We start from the raw sequence: 17,718 nt of genomic DNA, 5'->3' as shown, positions 1-17,718 counted from the left end.
CTCACAACAAAAAGCGTGGATTATTGGGACTCGACCCGAGCGCTGGGCCTAAACCTTGAGATTAAGGCACTGTTGGCCAGCTTTAATTAAGATAAGCTATCAATTCACAGTCTTGCAGAATGCTTATCCCAAGTTTAGGTTAAATAGTTTTGCAGCTTTGTCCACGTCTGTGTGGTTTGAGCAATGGTAAGCTGCTCTTCAAGAATATGCGCTAAATCTTCATCGGTCGTGAGTGGATTGGCCAATACGACTCGAAACACCGTTACTGGCGAATCTGCGTAGGTGTGGGTCGAAAGTCGGGTTCGAGATACAAAAGATTTACCTGCTTCGCGCTGCTGTTTTTGCACGGTCACAGTCAATTGATCAACGAGTTCATTGATGACTTGTCGCTGCTGATGTGGTGCCCGTTGTAGCGTCTCGCTGAGGCCTTGCGGCAGAACCCGATAGGTGAGAAGCGACAGTGTTGGCGAGGTGACCAGTTCAAAATTAGCGTGCTGCGTAATCAAATCAGCAAAACGGCGTGCTTTTTCGATACTTTCATTAATCAGCAGTTCGTAGCCTTCCCGCCCCAATATATGCAGCGATGCATACACCAGCATGGCCATTCCATTGCGCGAACCTTCCAGCGTGGTTGAGCCAAGATCTTTAGAACCTTGTCGTAAAATATACTGAGCATGATGACGAACCGAATTACTGTGCTTTGGATCTTTGAACAACGCCATTCCTGCACCCATTGGCACATACATCTGTTTATGCGCGTCGAGTGTAATCGAGTCAGCACGTTCAATGCCCTTGAGCTTATCTCGGTATCGTTCAGAAAATAAGGTGGCACCGCCCCAGGCTGCATCAACATGAAACCAGCAACCAAGCTCTTTTGCCACGTCTGCCAGTTCATCAAGCGGATCAACATGGCCGGTCTCGGTGGTTCCAGCAACGCCTACGATAGCTAATAATTTCTTACCCGATTGTTGATACTTCTTGCCCTCTGCTAATGCTTTTTCGGCCGATAACGTCTGAGAGGGGCAATCGAGAGTAATCATCGAATCCCGGCCCACACCGAGAAGATCCATCGCTTTCGCTAACGAGTAATGACCTCGTTTAGAGCTAATGACGCCTATACCTTCGATGCCGTAATGGCGGTAAGCATTGGCGAGTCCAGCTCTTGAAACGCCAGAAAAGCCTTTATCTGGCCCAAGCAAATTGTTACGCGCAACCCACAGCGCCGTCATATTGGCGACGGTGCCCCCCGAACAAAAAGCCCCTAAAGAATGCTGCGCACTGTGCAGGTGTTTTTGATAGAACGATTCTGGTTGTCGGTAAACCAGATTATGCATGATACCCAACACTTGTCGTTCCAAAGGCGTAAATGCCTTTGATGTTTCGATTTTAACCAGGTTCTGATTCAGCCCCACCATCAGTTTTGCCAATGGCAGGTGGAAATAAGGAAGCGCTGAGGTCATATGACCAATAAACGTGGGTGAATAGGTGTTCACTGAATGCGCTACCAGTTTGTCCAGTAGTACTTCCGCGTGTGTCGAAACAAACTCAGGCGACTCAGGCACCACAGCACTGTCAAAATCTTTCTCGATTTCTTCCAAAGACGTCTTTTTGGCAACCACATGCTGAGACAGAAAATCCGCAAGATTGTCTGATAACTGCTGCTCAATTTTAGCCAGCGTAGAGCTTAATTGCTCAGGCTTGGTGAACACCCGAATAAGGTGGCTCATACTGACTTGTGCTTTACTCACACAGGATCCTTAAACACCGTAGATTAGAACGAAGACCAAAAGATTTGGTGATCGCGGACTTTACCTTAGATGGCACAATTAACCAAATTATTGCCACTCATTCCGACTATAAACCCGCGTGGCGTTCCGATTCCAATCTGCTATAGTCAGTACCCAGACATCATGGGATATCTACTGAATGCCAATAAAAGAGATCACAGAAAGTTTTACGCTTGAACGAATTGTGCCTTTTTTTCAGCCAATCATGGATTTGCACGCGGGTAGCGTGTGGCGCTACGAATGTCTGGCGCGTTTAATCAATGAGCAGGAACATACGTTTCTACCAAGCCAATTTTTGAGTTTAGTTGAGCGTAACAATTGGGTATATGCGCTGACCGAAACGATGATGCTACAAAGCGCACAATACTTCCGCCACAATACGATGCGCTGGAATATTAATCTCGACACACAAGATTTACTCAATCCCAATCTAATGCCTTTCATCAGGGATTTGATTGCCGAATATCCCCACAGCGAACGTATTAGCGTAGAGTTAACCGCGCATGCTGCGTTAAAGCATGAACGTGAACTTACGCAGTTTGTCTCTTTATGTCAGGACTGCGGCATTGGGGTTTTCATTGATAATCTGGGCGCTTCCTCCGTCAACATTGGACGACTTCTGCGCTTGCCCATCACTGGCGTTAAGCTCAGCGGTGCGTTGATCCAACACTGTGGGCAAGATGCGGCCGTCAGAGACTTCGTTGAGCACGTGTGTGAAAAAGCCCATGAATTTAACGTTTGTGTGGTTGCTGAACACATCGAAGATGAAGCCGCTTTAGCCTTAATAAAAACGCTGTCAATTCGATATGCTCAAGGCTTTTTGTTTTCCCATCCCTACCCCACAGTCAAGCCAACTTCCTAGTTCAACGCAGCACGTAACTCCCAACAATCCTGCTGGCTTTCCTGATACTTACGTTCAAACGGCGTCAGTGGCGCTTGGTTATCAATCTTGCTGATACAAGAGGGCTTATCATAAACGCTTAGCGCAATCCCAAACTCCTGCAAATAGAGTAACCAATTGCTGCGAACACGGATCTCGCCTCCCAATGCCACGATATGAGGCAAGGACGAACTGGCATGCCAGCGTTTTTGTAACTGCGCCGGTTTTGGATAGGGATTCGGGTAAAGCAAAAATTGCCGAGTGGTGCGCCACTTGTGCTGCACCGCCAAATGCCAGAAATCGATCACATCAGCACGCACAGTGCAGTAATTTTGCGCCGTAGTGGCGTAATGGTCGTGCTTATTCAATCTAGCGGCTGATTTGTCGATACCGATAATCCGAGCATCAGGATAAAGCCGGGCAATCTTGGCAGTGCTCTCGCCCACGCCGCAACAGGCATCAATGATTAACTCTCCCCGCCAGTCGCCTAACCAATCGCTGACTTCGCCAAAAGCATTCTGCGTGTGCTCACTGACGGGTTTGTGTGTGTGACTGTCTCGGTAGCGCAATGCCAATTCAGCGACTTTTTCGTGCGGCGCAAGTTGTGTGGTCGTAACAGCTCTTGCTTGACTGTGCACTAGCTACGTATTCCGGTGCCACGTTGCAGAAGCACGTAGGCAATACTGAACAAAATGGCGTTAAAGCCAATCAGTAGCGCTACAGAAATGCCAACATTCACGTCAGACACTCCCAGAAAACCATACCGAAAGCCGTTCACCATGTAGACCACTGGGTTTGCTTTGCTTACCCATTGCCAGAACTCAGGCAGCAAACTCAACGAGTAAAATACCCCACCCAAGTAAGTCAGTGGGGTCAGTACAAAGGTCGGCACCATACTGATGTCGTCGAACGTTTTTGCGTAAATTGCATTGATCAATCCCGCCGTAGCGAAAAGGGTGCTGGTGAGGATTAAAGTCAGAATAATCACACCGAAGTGGTGAATATGTACATCAACAAAAAACATCGACACGCAGGTGACGATAACGCCGATGAGCATTGCCCGCGCGACACCGCCGCCAACGAAGCCCATGATGATGACCCACGTGGGAACTGGCGCAACGAGCAATTCCTCGACGTTACGCTGAAACTTGGCACTGAAAAAGGACGATGACACGTTGGAATAGCTATTGGTGATGATTGCCATCATGATCAGACCCGGCACGATAAACTCCATGTAACTGAAGCCGCCCATGGTGCCAATTCGACTGCCAATTAAGCTACCGAAAATCACAAAATACAAACTCATGGTGATAGCCGGTGGCACCAGGGTTTGGATCCAGATGCGTAAAAAACGCGTGCACTCTTTAATCCAGATAGTGCGTAACGCCACAAAATATAGATGATTCATGCCGCATCCCCCTGAGCCTGTCTTCCCGACTCTACCAACCGCACGAACAGCTCTTCCAAGCGGTTTGATTTGTTGCGCATACTCATGACTTGCACACCTTGGGTACTCAGTTGAGTAAACACGGGATTAAGCCCTTCTGACTTCTCCACATCGACTTCCAGCGTATGATCATCTATCAGTCGAGATGTAAAACCGTTTAATTCGGGTGCGCTCTTCACCGGCGCAATATCCAGCACAAAAGTTTCTACATTCAATTTCGAAAGCAGCGACTTCATACTGGTGTTTTCGACAATGTTGCCTTTATCAATAATGGCAATATTGCGACACAACATTTCGGCTTCTTCAAGATAATGGGTAGTCAGAATGATGGTAATGCCTTGGTCATTGATCTGTTTTAAAAACTTCCACATTGAACGGCGTATTTCGATATCCACACCGGCGGTAGGTTCATCGAGGATGAGCATTTTGGGTTCGTGCATCAGCGCGCGAGCAATCATTAAGCGGCGCTTCATTCCACCCGACAATTCACGCGCAGCCGCGTTGCGCTTCTCCCACAGGTCCAACTGCTTCAAGTAGACTTCCGCGCGTTCCTTCGCGACCGAACGCGGTACGCCATAATAGCCGGCTTGATTGAGCATAATCTGTTGCAGCGTTTCAAATTGATTGAAATTAAATTCCTGAGGCACCAGCCCGATACACGACTTCGCGCTTTCAAGTGCTGTGTCAATGGAATGTCCAAACACATTCACATCACCGCTGCTTTTGTTCACCAGTGAGGCGATAACGCCAATTGTGGTTGACTTGCCTGCGCCATTCGGGCCCAAGAGTGCAAAAAAATCACCTTCCTTGACTTGAAGGTCGACGCCTCTGAGCGCCTGCACGCCACCTTTATATGTTTTGGTGAGGCCTGATATATCCAGTGCAAACATGTTTCATCCAGTGTCAGTACAAAGACAGCTTTGCTGCCTTTTAAACGGTGAAGAGTTAAGTATAACCATTATGCCAAAATTCAAGTCTCCGTGTCAGACTGAAAAAACCTCACATATAAAAAAGCCCAGCGTTATTTGCTGGGCTTTGGTGTTATCGGTTGGATAGCAAGCTATTGTTTCGCGGTCAACACTTTACCGCGAGGTGCAATCATCAGCACTGCTTTGCGGTCAAAGAAATACTGCTCAAGTGACTGCTCATTCGAAGCACCACGCTCACCCATGCCGCTGATTGAAATTTTATCAGCGTCAACGCCTTGGTCTAACAGGGCCTGTTGTACCGCACTCGCCCGCGCCTGAGACAAGGCAATATTATCGGCGTCATTGCCACGAGGGTCGGTATAGCCAGTAATGTGCACAGCTAAGTCATCAAAACTTTTTAACAGCTCACCAACCAAATTCAATTGCGTTGCGTACGAGGCTTCCAATTGACTCTTTCCAGTACGAAACTGCACCGTTGTTTTCAGCTCTGGTAACAGTTGTGAGACGGGTTCGCTTGCACTGACCGTTTGCGTCATCGCTTTTTGCTGCCACGCAACCAATTCCTGATTCAGTGCAGTTAGCGAGCGCTGGCTTTCTGTCAATGCGGCTTTAGCCGAGGCAATTTCCTGATCTTGCTGCGCACCATTCCCCAGCATTAACCCAATAACGCCACCAACCACAGCACCGATAGGACCTGCTGCAATCGCGCCCATAGTGGCACCGGTCGCACCGCCAACTAATGCGGTGTTCGATTTGGACTCATTCTCACCTTGCTTCGCTGCCGCTAAAGGGCTCACGGTTAACGCTAAGGCAATCGCTGAGGCAGTAAAAAGATGACGTGTTGTTTTCATGATAATTTCCTTTCGTGGCTGAACCACAGTCTGTTTTTGTTAGGTTGATTAAAACAATCAATCTTGTCACCACCATGGCTGGATTGAGGCAATCTGCTGAACAATTATGTCGACATTATGGCGAAACCGGTTGAGACCAAATCATTCGGTTTGTAGCACCTAATGTGGCGAAAATGTGGCAGCATCGTGGAATTTGTGTCACGAAGTCAGCAGCATTGCTTTTCTGCGGTACAATAGGGCTTGGGCAAATATTAGTAACAACAACATGAAAAAAATTGTACTGGTTGAAGATGATGTCGCGCTAAGAGAAAACTACACCGAAGCGCTTAAGAGCCAGGGGTACCACGTCACCGGTTACGATAATCGCGCAGATGCAGAGAAAGCACTGAATGAGCGCCTGCCCGATTTGGTGATTATTGATATCGGCTTAAAACACGAGCATGACGGCGGATTTCGTCTGTGTCAGGCGCTTCGACAAATTTCAGCCAGTTTACCCATTATATTTTTTACGGCGCGCGATAACGATATTGATACCGTCTGTGGGCTGCGCATGGGCGCAGATGACTATTTAACCAAAGATATTTCATTGCCCCACCTGCTTGCCCGAATTTCGGCATTGTTCAGACGGCTTGAGCTCAGTAATAAGCCGATCGACCAAAGCAGCATTATTCACGTTGATGAGCTGTCCATTGATAGTAATCGCATGCAAGTCAGTTGGCGCGACGTGCCGGTTGACCTGACCGTCACTGAATTTTGGATGTTATTTTCTTTGGCAAAACATCACGGACACGTGAAGAGTCGTCAGCAATTGATGGATGACTCAAAAATGGTGGTCGATGACACGACGATCACATCACACATCAAGCGTATCCGACAAAAATTTGTGCAAATCGATCCACACTTCGATGCGATTGAAACGCTCTATGGTATGGGATACCGCTGGCGTAGCCCAACGACCTCATAGTAATGAAACTTCGTTTACGCGTTCCCATCCGTTTTCAACTGCTGTTGATGTCAGGTTTTCTGCTCGCTATTCCGCTCATCGGTTATCGCTATGTGTGGGAGTTAGAAGCCTACTTGCGCAGTGGTCAAGAGCAAACCATGATCGGTACGGCGCGAGCCGTGGCTACTGCACTGCACGAGCGCGAAAACTTGTTTAGCTCGCCCGCCACCCAGCGCGAGACTGTGCGGCCGGGGACCGATCTTTACGCTGTTCCGATGCGAGAACCGATCAAACTTGATGGGCAATTTAATGACTGGACGTCAGCATTACCGCTGACGCGCTTTTATGATGAGCAACATCAAATACCTGACATCGGTCAAGCATCAATGTCAGCGAATACGTTGTCATTTACCCATGCGGTGGGCAAGTATCAGCAATGGGTTTACGCGATGTTTGCGGTTAAAGACGATGTCTGGGTTTTTCGTGGGCCAAACTCTTTAGCTGTTGATGAGAGTGACCACTTACTTATTGCTATGACTCCACAAGACTCTGAGGTACAGCGCTATGTGATTTCACCGCGCGCTAGCGGCTGGGTTAATGGCTACCAATTAAAACCTGGTGTCGATAATTATGAAGCACTACGAAATGAAAACCGCATTCAAGGGCGCTGGGTGGATACACCCGACGGCTACAATATCGAAATTCGATTTCCGTTAGCCATGACATCCGGTGACTTAGCGTTTGCGCTTGTCGATGTTGACGATTCACGCCGGCGAACGAAAGTGGGCGCTATCGGTACCGCTGACCCTAATCAACAGGAGTCTTTAGGTACGATCGCCACACAGTCAACGGACATTGAGCGATTGTTGAAGAGCCTGCAATATACTAATTCACGTGTTTGGGTGGTAGACAAGCACCTGCGCGTGCTCGCCCGCTCTGGGAGTATTCAGGATGCCGTAGGGTTGCAGCCCGTGCGCAGGCAGTCGAACGCGCCTCGATGGTGGCATCAACTGGAGCAAAACTACCTGTTGCCGCTGTATTACACCGTTCTGACGAAACCAAGTAACGACTTTATCGATGAATTGGATAATGCTTATGCGCTGCAAGGCAAAGATATCGCCAACGCGCTGACAGGTCAGGCCGATGCATTGTGGCGGCTCAGCCCAGACAATAAAGCGGTCATCTTAAGCGCAGCTCACCCGATTTATTTGGCCGATAAAGTGATTGGTGCTGTGATCGTTGAACAAACGACCAATGGCATTCGAACCGTTCGAAATCAGGCATTGGAAGAACTGTTTCATGGCATGTTGGCGGTGATGACCTTAGCCATTTTAATGATCATGCTGTTTTCAACCCGAATTTCGAATCGTATCCGTCGACTGCGCGATCAGACCGAGGCCGTGATTGATGACAACGGCAAGATCATCGGCCAGCTCAAGCCGATGGCACGATTCGATGAAATTGGCGATCTCTCTGCATCCTTCGGAAATGTGTTAAATCGGTTGAGTCACTATAACCAGTATCTGGAGAACATGGCGTCACGCCTATCGCATGAATTGCGCACACCGGTGGCGATTGTACGATCATCTCTGGAAAATTTGTCGCTCGCAAAATCTGCCGAGCAGCAACAGCCATTTGTGGAGCGCGCATTAGGCGGCATCAACCGGCTCAGCCATATTCTGACACGAATGAGCGAGGCCACTCGGCTGGAATCGGCATTGGCCAGCACCGAAAAAGTGTCTTTTGATGTTGTTAGCGTGGTGAATGGGTGCGCAGACAGCTATCGAACCATCTACACCGCCAATGAGATTACTTTGAAGTGCAGTGCGCCTCAGATACCGCTAAACGGCGTTCCCGATTTGTTCGCGCAAATGCTCGATAAAATTGTCTCAAATGCGGTTGAATTCAGCAGCACAAGCACGCCCATCACGCTGCACTTGTGGCGCGAGGGTAATAAAGCGTTTCTTACCGTGACTAATCAGGGCCCGTTGTTGCCCGATGGCCTGCAAAATGAGCTTTTCCAGAGCATGGTGTCAGTCCGTTCTGCACAGCTGAACGAACCGCCCGGCTCAGTTCATTTAGGCTTGGGGCTGTACATTGCACGCATCATTGCTGAATTTCATCGCGGTGATATTAAAATAACCAACTTGCCGGACAAAACCGGCGTGTGTGTGATGTGCAGTTTTATGTTGTAAACCAGCTCACATCGCTTAATTGCTGATAAAACCATTGCGCAGCCTTGCCTTGAGTGTCTTTGCGTTTGGCGATATACAAGGGAATTGGCGGGCGTGGGATATCAGTGAATTTGATCACCAGTTCACCATTTGCAAGATGCTGGCGGATCATATGCAAAGGTAGAAACCCCACCCCTACGCCACTGACTTGCGCAGCAATTTTATGCGCCATTGAGGTAACGTGAACGGTTTGCCGAGCGGCAAACAGGCCTGATGAACGATCCGGTAGTGTTCGCGATGAATCTTTTACGACAATCGCGGGGTATTGACTGACATGGTCGCTGGCAATCGGCTCTTGGGCAGACGCTAAAGAATGCGTTGCCGCTACCGCAAAGACAAACTCAGCATTGGCGATTGGCTTTACATCATAATTGCCAATGGCAGTTTCGCCACTTAACCCCACGGCGAGATCAGCTCGCTGCGTAGTCAATGCATCCCACCCCCCGCCAAGTACTTCTTCTAATAATTGGATATTGACCGGCTTTTGCAGCTCGCAAAACCTAGCAACCGTTTGCAACACGGGTTGGCACGGCAATACCGTATCAACAGCAATGGTCAAGCGAGGCTCCCAACCGGACTCAAGTTCTTTGACTTTTTCAGTTAGCCGCTGTGCGGCATCCAGTAGCTGTTGCCCTTCGGATAGCACCAGATGCCCTGCTGCGGTTAGCTTCGCCCGATGACCTGAGCGATCAAACACAGTAACGCCCAGCTCTTGCTCTAACTTGCTGACCGTGTAGGTAAGTGCAGAGGGCACTTTAAACAGCGCCTCAGCGGCAGCCGCAAAGCTGCCTTTCTGTTGTATCGTCGCAATGACCTTAAGTGCTTCCAGACTGATGGGGTAGGCCAAATCTTACACTCCTATTAAGGAAGGTCGAAGAATAATGCATGCACAGCGTGTTCTGAGTGTTTGGTGAGCTGCAATTGCGCCTCATCCTTGATGGTCGCTCCATCACCGGCCGATAAAGCCACGCCGTTAACTTCCAAACTGCCACTTATTACATGCACATAGTAGCGCCTTGCTGACGCCAAGCTCACATCTACCGCACGACGCTCTGTTAAGTACAGTTCGCTAAGCTGAGCATCCTGTTTTATTGACAGCGTACCATTTTGACCATCCGGAGTGATAACCGGCGACAGCCCTTCTCTTCGCGCGAAGCGTTTTTGCTGATACTTCGGTTGTCCGCCCTGCACATTCGGCTGGATCCATATTTGCAGAAAGTGCAACGGTTCTGTGGCAGAAGCATTGTACTCACTATGCATAATACCACGCCCAGCCGACATCAGCTGAAATTCACCGGCTGGAAGACGTTGCTCATTGCCTTCACTGTCTTTATGGATCATCTCGCCTTGCGTTACAAAGCTAATGATTTCCATGTTGCTGTGGCCGTGTGTGGAAAATCCAGCGCCTGCGCTCACTTTATCATCATTTATCACGCGCAAGGCAGATACGCCCATATGTGCTGGGTCATAATACTGCCCGAACGAAAAGCTGTGCTGGCTATTCAACCAGCCAAAGTTTGCGCTACCACGTTCATTCGCCATTCTTGTAGTGATCATGATGATACTCCTCAGATTAACAAATCATTTTTGGAAAAGGCTACCGCTTAGGTAGCCTACACTTTTGCACTGATTACACGGTCTAAAGACCATCTACCCGCACCACTCATACCCAGTGCAGCGACCATGGCTAACAGCGCCAGACCAAACTCATAACCGTTGTTACTCATGAAAAGGCCATTTGGCCAATGCACCGTAAAAATTGCCACCAGCATGGTGATGGCCAACACTATCGCACTCGGGCGCACTAGCAAGCCTAACAATAACAGAAGCCCGCCAAAAAACTCCGCACTGCCCGCCATAAGCGCCATAAAGTAACCTGGCTCTAAGCCGATGGATGCCATCCATTGGCCGGTACCCTCTAGACCATACCCGCCAAACCAGCCGAATAATTTTTGCGCTCCATGGGCAGTAAAGATGATGCCTGCGACTAAACGCAATGCCACAGGTGCTAAGGTTTCATCTGTTTTAAGTACAGTAGATACGATTGATTTCATAGCTTTAGTTCCTTGTATTGTCAAAATATTTAAATGTTCAGCTGAGCTGATATGTAAATTATGGTGTGAGTAGCGCACCACTGAAAGCGGAACATTTTAGACAACTCATTCAAATTTTTTGAATTAAGGCTTTCAAGCCTCGCAGGGGCTAAATAATTAATGGATTACCAATAAGCTTCTTTGTGGAACTCGCTGTGCGTATCCGAGTCGATAAAAATCATGCTATGTTTATTCATGCCAGCCCCCAAATGATTTAGTCTTAAGCAAACTAATTATGGTTCCGGTCGGCACCCGATGGCTTTCAGCTAACCCACGAAAATGCCCAGGCTAGGATTTCACAGGAAGTCATTGTGTCTATAACTGTTTTAGAGGGTGTATGAGACTCGTTTTATTTTTTCTTTTCTTTATCAATGCTAATAGCTTTGCAAATCCTTTGGTTCATGAGTTATTGGAAGTAAATGGTATGAAAGAATCTTTTGCACAGTACGAAGGAAAAATGACAGATATACTCATCATGAGTGATCCATCACTAGAGCCCCATAGAAGTACAATCGAAAAATGGGAACAAAAATACTACTCATGGGTACCAGTGCGTAACAATATGACGCCGATTTATTCTCAAAAGTTTAATCAACAGGAGCTAAACGAACTAATTAGATATTTTAAAAATGGCGCTCCATCTTCTTTTCTGGAAACGCAAACAGGTAAAAAATATCAAGACTTAAGACCTGAGATAGATAAAGAAATGATCGAATATGGGCATCAATACATGACCAAGATAAGGCCTTATTTAACTCAGATGATTGAGGACACAAAGCCGTCATAACTAGGTGCTTTGCAATTTCACGCTTATACAACGCTATTGAATACCGTCCGCATTTTGGTCAACGCTCGACTCCGCGAGGATTTTATCTCGACGTTTGGCGAACAAACGCGCCAAACGCTTCATGCTTACAGTGTTGTCTTTTTCATCGATAATATCGACACCGAGTAGTTTCTCGAGCAAGTCTTCCAGCGTCAATATCCCTTCAATGCCGCCGTATTCATCAACCACCAAAAGCATATGCACTTGATTATCAATGAAATAGTTGAAGGTTGAAGACAACGGCATGGTTCCCAATAACGTCACTAATGGCTTTACGTATTCACGCAACGCTTTAGCACCGTTCCCTCTAGCCTGTGCAAGCAATAGGTCAGTGCGCATCACGTAACCGGTGATTTTCTCGTTATCGCCGTCTTCAAAAACGGGGATGCGCGAAAACTCAATACCTGAATGTTTGTGAAAAAAGACTTCAACGGCGGTATTTTCGTCGACTGAGAACACTTGAGTACGATGTGTGACAGCTTCCTTCACTTGTAGCTTATGCAGGTTCAATACGTTCTGCACAAAAGCGACTTCCTGTGATGCCAGTTGCCCCTCTTCAGCAGAAAGCTTAGCCATTAATTGCAGCTCATTGCGATTTAAGCCTCTTAACGGCGAGTCCTCTTTGAAGCCTTTAGTGAGATACGCTGACATTTTTACGAACGGATACAGTGCGATGATTAGATACTTCAAAAAGAATGCCGTCATTGGCGCAAGTTGACGCCAGAAAGTGGCTCCTAACGTTTTAGGGATAATTTCTGAAAACACCAATATCAGCAGGGTTAGGACAGCGCTGATCAACCCAAGATAAGCATCACCAAAAACCGCCGCCGCTTGCGCCCCCGCACCAGCTGCGCCCATTGTGTGGGCAATCGTATTTAATGAAAGAATCGCTGCTAAGGGCTGGTTTATATCAACGGTCAGTTTTTCAAGTAACTTACCTGATGGCCTTTTCTGCTGTTTAAGTGACGAAATATAGGCTGGCGAAATACTCAGGATCACCGCTTCAGCTATTGAGCACAAAAATGAAAATCCGAGCGCAACGAGCACATATACCAACAGCAAAAACATGACTAAGTCCTTTGTTAATTAAGTGTCTATTATGCAGTGCGCAGCTTGAGGAGCAAGGGAATTTCAATTCGTTCGAAAAAGCAGCACCAAAGTACTATATTCAATCGCAGCGCCACATTCTATTGTTAACATTCAATTAACATAAAAGAGAATTACGGCGATGAAATCCTTATTAAAAATTACCTTGTTAATGCTTGTTGCTGTGTGCTCAAGCGCGGTTTTTGCCTGTAAAGATGCTGTAGTATTGGTGCACGGGAACACCGCTTCACCCGATAGTTGGGACGAGACCTACAACTACTTGCGCAGCAAAGGCTACGCAGCGAATGACATCCTACGGCCCAATTGGGGCAGCAAAACCTGTGCAGCATGCAATAACCACCGCGGCGCTGAGGAAACGCCTGTACGTAATGCTATCCAATCTGCACTGAGTCGCTCGTGCACAGGACGTATAGACGTGATTGGGCATTCGATGGGAGCGACTTTGGCAGCACAGCAGATAGACAAACTCGCCGTTTCAAACCGGGTTGACGCGTTCGTTGGTATCGCTGGCGCATTTCGTGGATTGCGCACCTGCGGTACATACCCTTTTAATGTTTGGTCATCCACGTGCGGTCGTTATGGATTATCAATTCAAAGCCCGTTTTTAGATGGATTAAGCGGTGCTCCTCTGGGTGACAGAGTGTATTCCATCAAAAGTAATATCGATCAGATTGTGTGCGCTACCGGGGTGTGCAGCGTTGGCGGCGTGCACAGCAGCAGGATTTGGAATGAGAATGCATCTTATACCTATGTTTTGGGTCATTTTGGGTTGCAAACCGATACCGCCGTGAAGCAGTACCAATTGATTAAATAAGGTGTTATTGCACTCACAGATCTTTTGCTAATAGTGATACGTTCAGGCTATGATCGGGGAACATGGATAGCCCCTCCAAAAAAGGATTTCTGCATGAAATACGCCGTTGCAGCACTGTACTTCTTCACAACCTCACTATTGGCAAATGAAAATCTGGTCAACGCCTTTGCGCAAATGCCTCAAGTCGAATCGATGCAAATCTCTCCTGATGGACAACGACTGGCGTATAAGCAATTTAATAAAGGCAATTATGCTATCGTCATACAAGGGTTAGCAGGAAGTGAAAAGCCGGTCGTCTTTGCCGTCAATGAAGGCGATATTCGCGGCTTACGCTGGGTCAGTGACGAACGCATGATGTTTTCGTTGTCCATTCCCTATTTCAACGAAGCTAAACAGATGTGGGTTACGCTTTTCCGTACGGCACTGTTAAACGCGCAAACCGGCGAAGCGTATTGGCCGTTTACGGGAGAGCGATATCGGTACAATGTTCAAAGCGCTCAACTCGTTCATACCCTGCCAAAACAGCCTGACGCTATTTTGGTGTCTAACTATTATCGTGCCGGCGCCAGACAACCTCAGAGTATCGGTTTGTTTAAAATTAATCTGTCTGACGGGAGCCAGACACTGATCAAGTCGTTTTTCAGCGCTGAATCTGAGGGATACCGTTGGATCGTGGACGATGAAGGTGAGCTTTTAGGCTACCAACAATTTGACGACAACAGCGAGCAATGGCAAACCCAATGGCGAGACATCGAGACCGATGACTACTCACAAGCAACGATTGACGACAAGCGTGACTTGGCTATGCCACAAATCATTTCTGTCAAAGGGGAAACTGCGTATATTTTAAGCCGGTCTGCATCCTCTACATTAGGGCTCTATTCAGTGCCGCTGAATGACTTGCAAGGAAAACCTACTCCGCTGGTTACCTTCGACACATTTGATACTTATGATGCCTATCGCCAAGACTTGCACACGGGCAAACTGGTTGGCGTATCGGCCATAAGAGACCACTTGGAGCATTTTTTTGTTTTCGATGAGCCGTTACAAAAGGTTTATGCCGATTTAGTGGCCACTTTCCCTGATTCACAGATCGAAATTACATCCTATTCGCGCGACCGCAACCGCTATACTTTACGGGTGAGCGGCGGCGGTTTTGCGCCACAATATTTTTTCTACGATCAAAAAGCGGGCGAATTAAGTTTGCTGGGCAAATCCTACCCTCGAGTAAGCGGTGAGATGCTAGGGCGCACACAAGCATTTAACTTTGAGGCAAGTGATGGGAAAACCATTTATGGATACCTGACGCTACCGCAATCCACTGCTGAAAAATCGGAGCTATTAGTGCTTCCCCACGGCGGACCGCACCGCCGCGACGATGCTGCGTTCGACTGGCTCCGCGACTTCTTTGTTGCGAATGGATACGCCGTCTACCAGCCCAATTTCAGAGGTTCTGAGGGTTACGGTTCAGATTATGAGGAAGCGGGCATTGGTGAGTGGGGGCAACGGATGCAACAAGATGTGTATGAAGGAACACGCGCCGTAATGGAAAGTGGCAAAGTCGCGAGTAAAAAACCCTGTATTCTGGGCCATAGCTATGGGGGTTATGTGGCGATGATGGCTGCAGTAGAAGCGCAGTCTTTATATCGCTGTGCGCTTTCATCAGCTGGGGTGAGCAATTTGAAGCACCTCATTCAAATTGAAGAAATTAAAGGCGCCGACCCTAAAATATTGGCCCAACACTATATTAAAGGCGATGACGTAACCGCTAAGCTTAATCGGGTCTCTCCTGAGCTATTGGGCGGAAAACACACGCTACCTCTCATGCTCCTTCACGGCGAACGCGATACCGTGGTACGCGTTCAGCATTCAAAAAACATGTATGCGCAACTCGCCAATCAGGGTAACAACGATGCGCTATTGTTGATTGCGCCGTCAGCTGACCACTGGTTTACACAGTCTTCGACACGCCAAACTTTACTTGAGGAAAGCTTGGCATTTTTGCAGCAGCACTAATCGTAAAGTTTGAGCATTTGCTAAACGTTTCAGACTAGGTTTAAGCAAGCCGCGCAGAAAGCTATGGTTCTACCAGGCTCGTAACGCGAGCTTGATTAGAATACTCCTGCAGCGCGGAACGAATAATACCCCAATGGCTTTCGCTGTGAGTCTGTTGGTAGGCCTGATGCATAGTCGGGGCGGTGTACACTGCCTCAAGTGCACGGTTAATTTGTGCGATGTAACGCCGCGATGCCGGCTGGCGATTGCACATGACATGCGCTTTTGCCAACTTGGGAACGCCCTCGATAGTATAAACTCTAAAATTTTGTGGCCCATACTGCTGTCGGTGAGCAGCCTCTTCCGCCGGCGTAAGCAGCGCAAATGTAGCGCGACCTTTCGCCAACATTTTCGCTTGGGAATTGTTCACATCCGCAGCATACCGCAGCGCTTTCTGGTCAGCATTGATGGCAGCAATATGATTATCTAATGCATTGCCATAAGACGCGTTCGCAATGACAACAATATTTTCATGAGGTCGGGCATCAAACAGTGCCGATAAGGACATCACCTCACCTTGCTCATTTAAAAACCTGCGATCAATCGGCGCGGAGAGCGCCTGTTGGTATAGTGCGTGGCTGATGCCAAACGCGATGGGCAATGAAAATAGATAGGCTTGTTGTCGTGAGAGCGTTTTGCGCCGAAACAAGGCACAAACCGGCTGGCTCTTCTGTAGCAATCGGTCGGCGCGCGCCAATGAGGTAAACTCAAGATTTACGCTCTGATCCATTTGGGCAAAGAGTAGTTTGTGAGCTTGAGTTAAAGGTCCCAAGACCGAGTCCGACGCTAAGTCGTCTTCAAAATCGGTTTTTGTATGTAACACTAACACGGCGGGTGCAGGTACGTCCGTGTCATCGCCATACACGCCAGCACTGATAAAACAGAGTAATAACAAAATTATTACAGTATGCACGTGCATTGCTCATTCCCTAGGATATGATCAACTATAGGGGAGTAAAGACACAACCGCAACTGACTGTGCTCGGCGTCGAAAGTCGCTGCTGTCTACCGCACTCCCAGGGCAGTTATACAAACTGCCTACAAAAGCGCCGTGGTTGAAACGGCTATAATGAGATTGTGAAATGTAATCGAAGGACTTTTTGTATGACAAAAATCAAATACCTCTTGGCCGTACTTTTTCTTATACAAGGGTGTGTAACCTACACAGATGGCGAACGCAAACAGGCCAACGGTGAAGAGCCTGCTAGTGTGTCATTCGGGTCTACGTGTCATATTGGTTACTGCCAAGAGTGTAAAATCAGTGCGTGCCCATTAGGCCGGCAAGATCTTATTGGCTCAGCGTGTTCGTGTCGGACGCGTATGGGCGTGATGAATGGAGTAGTTGGTGGTTAACTTCCTTTTAAATCGCTGTTGTTCCCCGCACTCCCAGCGTAGTCAGGCAAATTGCTTACAAAGTCGCCGTCAATACATCCTTGTAGGCTGCGTGTTTGGCATCCTTGCCAAACAGCCTTTGACGCAACAAGCCCAACTTCGCTTCCCTGCTACCACTCTTAATGTTTTGACTACGTCCTACGTTTCAGGCGTACAGCAGTGGGATTAGCCTTCGCAAACCATCGTCTGCAGGGAAGCAGATGTCGAGCCTACACGGACGTATTCACGGCGTGTTTGAGAAGGCTAAACCCGCTCGTCAATGAGTCAACAGAGCAAATCGCACGCACAAAAAAGGCCGCTGATGCGGCCTTTCGAATACACTGTGTGGGTGCCCGCTTACGCTAGGATTTTCGCCACAAC

17 protein-coding genes are annotated in these 17,718 nt (G+C 48.0%); 7 read left to right on the top strand and 10 right to left on the bottom strand.

Features of this window, described 5'->3' with window-relative positions; all coding sequences use genetic code 11:
- Positions 1 to 134 precede the first annotated feature (134 nt).
- The gene (gene panP / locus KIU71_RS14760) at positions 135 to 1,748 is read right to left on the bottom strand and encodes a pyridoxal-dependent aspartate 1-decarboxylase PanP (protein WP_214132073.1); all 1,614 of its coding nucleotides are present in this window, start codon (positions 1,746 to 1,748) and stop codon (positions 135 to 137) included.
- Between the two features lie 178 nt (positions 1,749 to 1,926).
- Here panP and KIU71_RS14755 point away from each other — a divergent pair, with 178 nt between their 5' ends.
- A complete protein-coding gene (locus tag KIU71_RS14755) occupies positions 1,927 to 2,649 on the top strand; it encodes an EAL domain-containing protein (RefSeq protein WP_214132072.1) in 723 nt (240 codons plus the stop codon).
- Here KIU71_RS14755 and KIU71_RS14750 read toward each other — a convergent pair.
- From KIU71_RS14750 to pdsO, 4 genes are all read right to left on the bottom strand, one after another.
- On the bottom strand, positions 2,646 to 3,305 hold the full coding sequence (locus KIU71_RS14750; protein WP_214132071.1) for an SAM-dependent methyltransferase: 660 nt from the start codon (positions 3,303 to 3,305) through the stop codon (positions 2,646 to 2,648). The genes KIU71_RS14755 and KIU71_RS14750 overlap by 4 nt on opposite strands.
- Positions 3,305 to 4,075 carry an ABC transporter permease gene (locus tag KIU71_RS14745; RefSeq protein ID WP_214132070.1) on the bottom strand — a complete coding sequence of 257 codons (771 nt, stop codon included), beginning with the start codon at positions 4,073 to 4,075 and terminating at the stop codon, positions 3,305 to 3,307. Before KIU71_RS14745 ends, KIU71_RS14750 begins: the two co-directional genes overlap by 1 nt.
- Complete coding sequence (locus tag KIU71_RS14740; protein ID WP_214132069.1) at positions 4,072 to 5,004, bottom strand: ABC transporter ATP-binding protein; 933 nt, start codon at positions 5,002 to 5,004, stop codon at positions 4,072 to 4,074. Before KIU71_RS14740 ends, KIU71_RS14745 begins: the two co-directional genes overlap by 4 nt.
- Before the next feature lie 170 nt (positions 5,005 to 5,174).
- Positions 5,175 to 5,894, bottom strand: a complete 720-nt coding sequence (pdsO, locus tag KIU71_RS14735) for a sortase-associated OmpA-like protein PdsO (protein WP_214132068.1) — start codon at positions 5,892 to 5,894, stop codon at positions 5,175 to 5,177.
- 265 nt (positions 5,895 to 6,159) lie between these two features.
- On the opposite strand from pdsO, the gene pdsR reads away from it, so the two are divergent.
- Positions 6,160 to 6,858, top strand: coding sequence for a proteobacterial dedicated sortase system response regulator (pdsR, locus tag KIU71_RS14730; protein WP_214132067.1), 699 nt, complete (start codon positions 6,160 to 6,162; stop codon positions 6,856 to 6,858).
- Between the two features lie 2 nt (positions 6,859 to 6,860).
- Positions 6,861 to 9,032, top strand: coding sequence for a proteobacterial dedicated sortase system histidine kinase (gene pdsS / locus KIU71_RS14725; protein ID WP_214132066.1), 2,172 nt, complete (start codon positions 6,861 to 6,863; stop codon positions 9,030 to 9,032).
- On the opposite strand, the gene KIU71_RS14720 is transcribed toward pdsS, so the two are convergent.
- From KIU71_RS14720 to KIU71_RS14710, 3 genes are read right to left on the bottom strand one after another with little or no spacing between them, the layout of a single operon-like run.
- Positions 9,022 to 9,918 (bottom strand): LysR family transcriptional regulator, encoded by an 897-nt coding sequence (locus KIU71_RS14720; RefSeq protein ID WP_214132065.1) that lies wholly within the window; start codon positions 9,916 to 9,918, stop codon positions 9,022 to 9,024. The two genes, pdsS and KIU71_RS14720, sit on opposite strands and share 11 nt — an antisense overlap.
- A gap of 14 nt (positions 9,919 to 9,932) precedes the next feature.
- Positions 9,933 to 10,628, bottom strand: coding sequence for a pirin family protein (locus KIU71_RS14715; RefSeq protein WP_214132064.1), 696 nt, complete (start codon positions 10,626 to 10,628; stop codon positions 9,933 to 9,935).
- A gap of 56 nt (positions 10,629 to 10,684) precedes the next feature.
- Positions 10,685 to 11,125, bottom strand: a complete 441-nt coding sequence (locus KIU71_RS14710) for a DoxX family protein (RefSeq protein ID WP_214132063.1) — start codon at positions 11,123 to 11,125, stop codon at positions 10,685 to 10,687.
- A gap of 376 nt (positions 11,126 to 11,501) precedes the next feature.
- On the opposite strand from KIU71_RS14710, the gene KIU71_RS14705 reads away from it, so the two are divergent.
- Positions 11,502 to 11,951, top strand: a complete 450-nt coding sequence (locus KIU71_RS14705) for a DUF2059 domain-containing protein (protein ID WP_214132062.1) — start codon at positions 11,502 to 11,504, stop codon at positions 11,949 to 11,951.
- A gap of 33 nt (positions 11,952 to 11,984) precedes the next feature.
- Here KIU71_RS14705 and KIU71_RS14700 read toward each other — a convergent pair whose 3' ends face one another.
- Positions 11,985 to 13,058 (bottom strand): CNNM domain-containing protein, encoded by a 1,074-nt coding sequence (locus KIU71_RS14700; RefSeq protein WP_214132061.1) that lies wholly within the window; start codon positions 13,056 to 13,058, stop codon positions 11,985 to 11,987.
- 190 nt (positions 13,059 to 13,248) lie between these two features.
- On the opposite strand from KIU71_RS14700, the gene KIU71_RS14695 reads away from it, so the two are divergent.
- Both KIU71_RS14695 and KIU71_RS14690 read left to right on the top strand, forming a co-directional pair.
- Complete coding sequence (locus tag KIU71_RS14695) at positions 13,249 to 13,911, top strand: alpha/beta fold hydrolase (protein ID WP_390881913.1); 663 nt, start codon at positions 13,249 to 13,251, stop codon at positions 13,909 to 13,911.
- Positions 13,912 to 14,004: 93 nt separating this feature from the next.
- Positions 14,005 to 15,927 (top strand): alpha/beta hydrolase family protein, encoded by a 1,923-nt coding sequence (locus tag KIU71_RS14690; RefSeq protein WP_214132059.1) that lies wholly within the window; start codon positions 14,005 to 14,007, stop codon positions 15,925 to 15,927.
- A 61-nt stretch (positions 15,928 to 15,988) separates the two neighbouring features.
- Here the strand turns inward: KIU71_RS14690 and KIU71_RS14685 are convergent, their stop codons facing one another.
- Positions 15,989 to 16,879 carry a hypothetical protein gene (locus KIU71_RS14685; protein ID WP_214132058.1) on the bottom strand — a complete coding sequence of 297 codons (891 nt, stop codon included), beginning with the start codon at positions 16,877 to 16,879 and terminating at the stop codon, positions 15,989 to 15,991.
- Between the two features lie 191 nt (positions 16,880 to 17,070).
- On the opposite strand from KIU71_RS14685, the gene KIU71_RS14680 reads away from it, so the two are divergent.
- Positions 17,071 to 17,319, top strand: coding sequence for a hypothetical protein (locus KIU71_RS14680; RefSeq protein WP_214132057.1), 249 nt, complete (start codon positions 17,071 to 17,073; stop codon positions 17,317 to 17,319).
- The last annotated feature ends 399 nt before the right edge of the window (positions 17,320 to 17,718 follow it).

The organism is Alteromonas oceanisediminis (assembly GCF_018474025.1).
Lineage (GTDB): Bacteria > Pseudomonadota > Gammaproteobacteria > Enterobacterales > Alteromonadaceae > Alteromonas_E > Alteromonas_E oceanisediminis.
The sequence above is the reverse complement of the archived record's forward strand: the minus strand, read 5'-3'. Positions and strand labels throughout refer to the sequence as shown.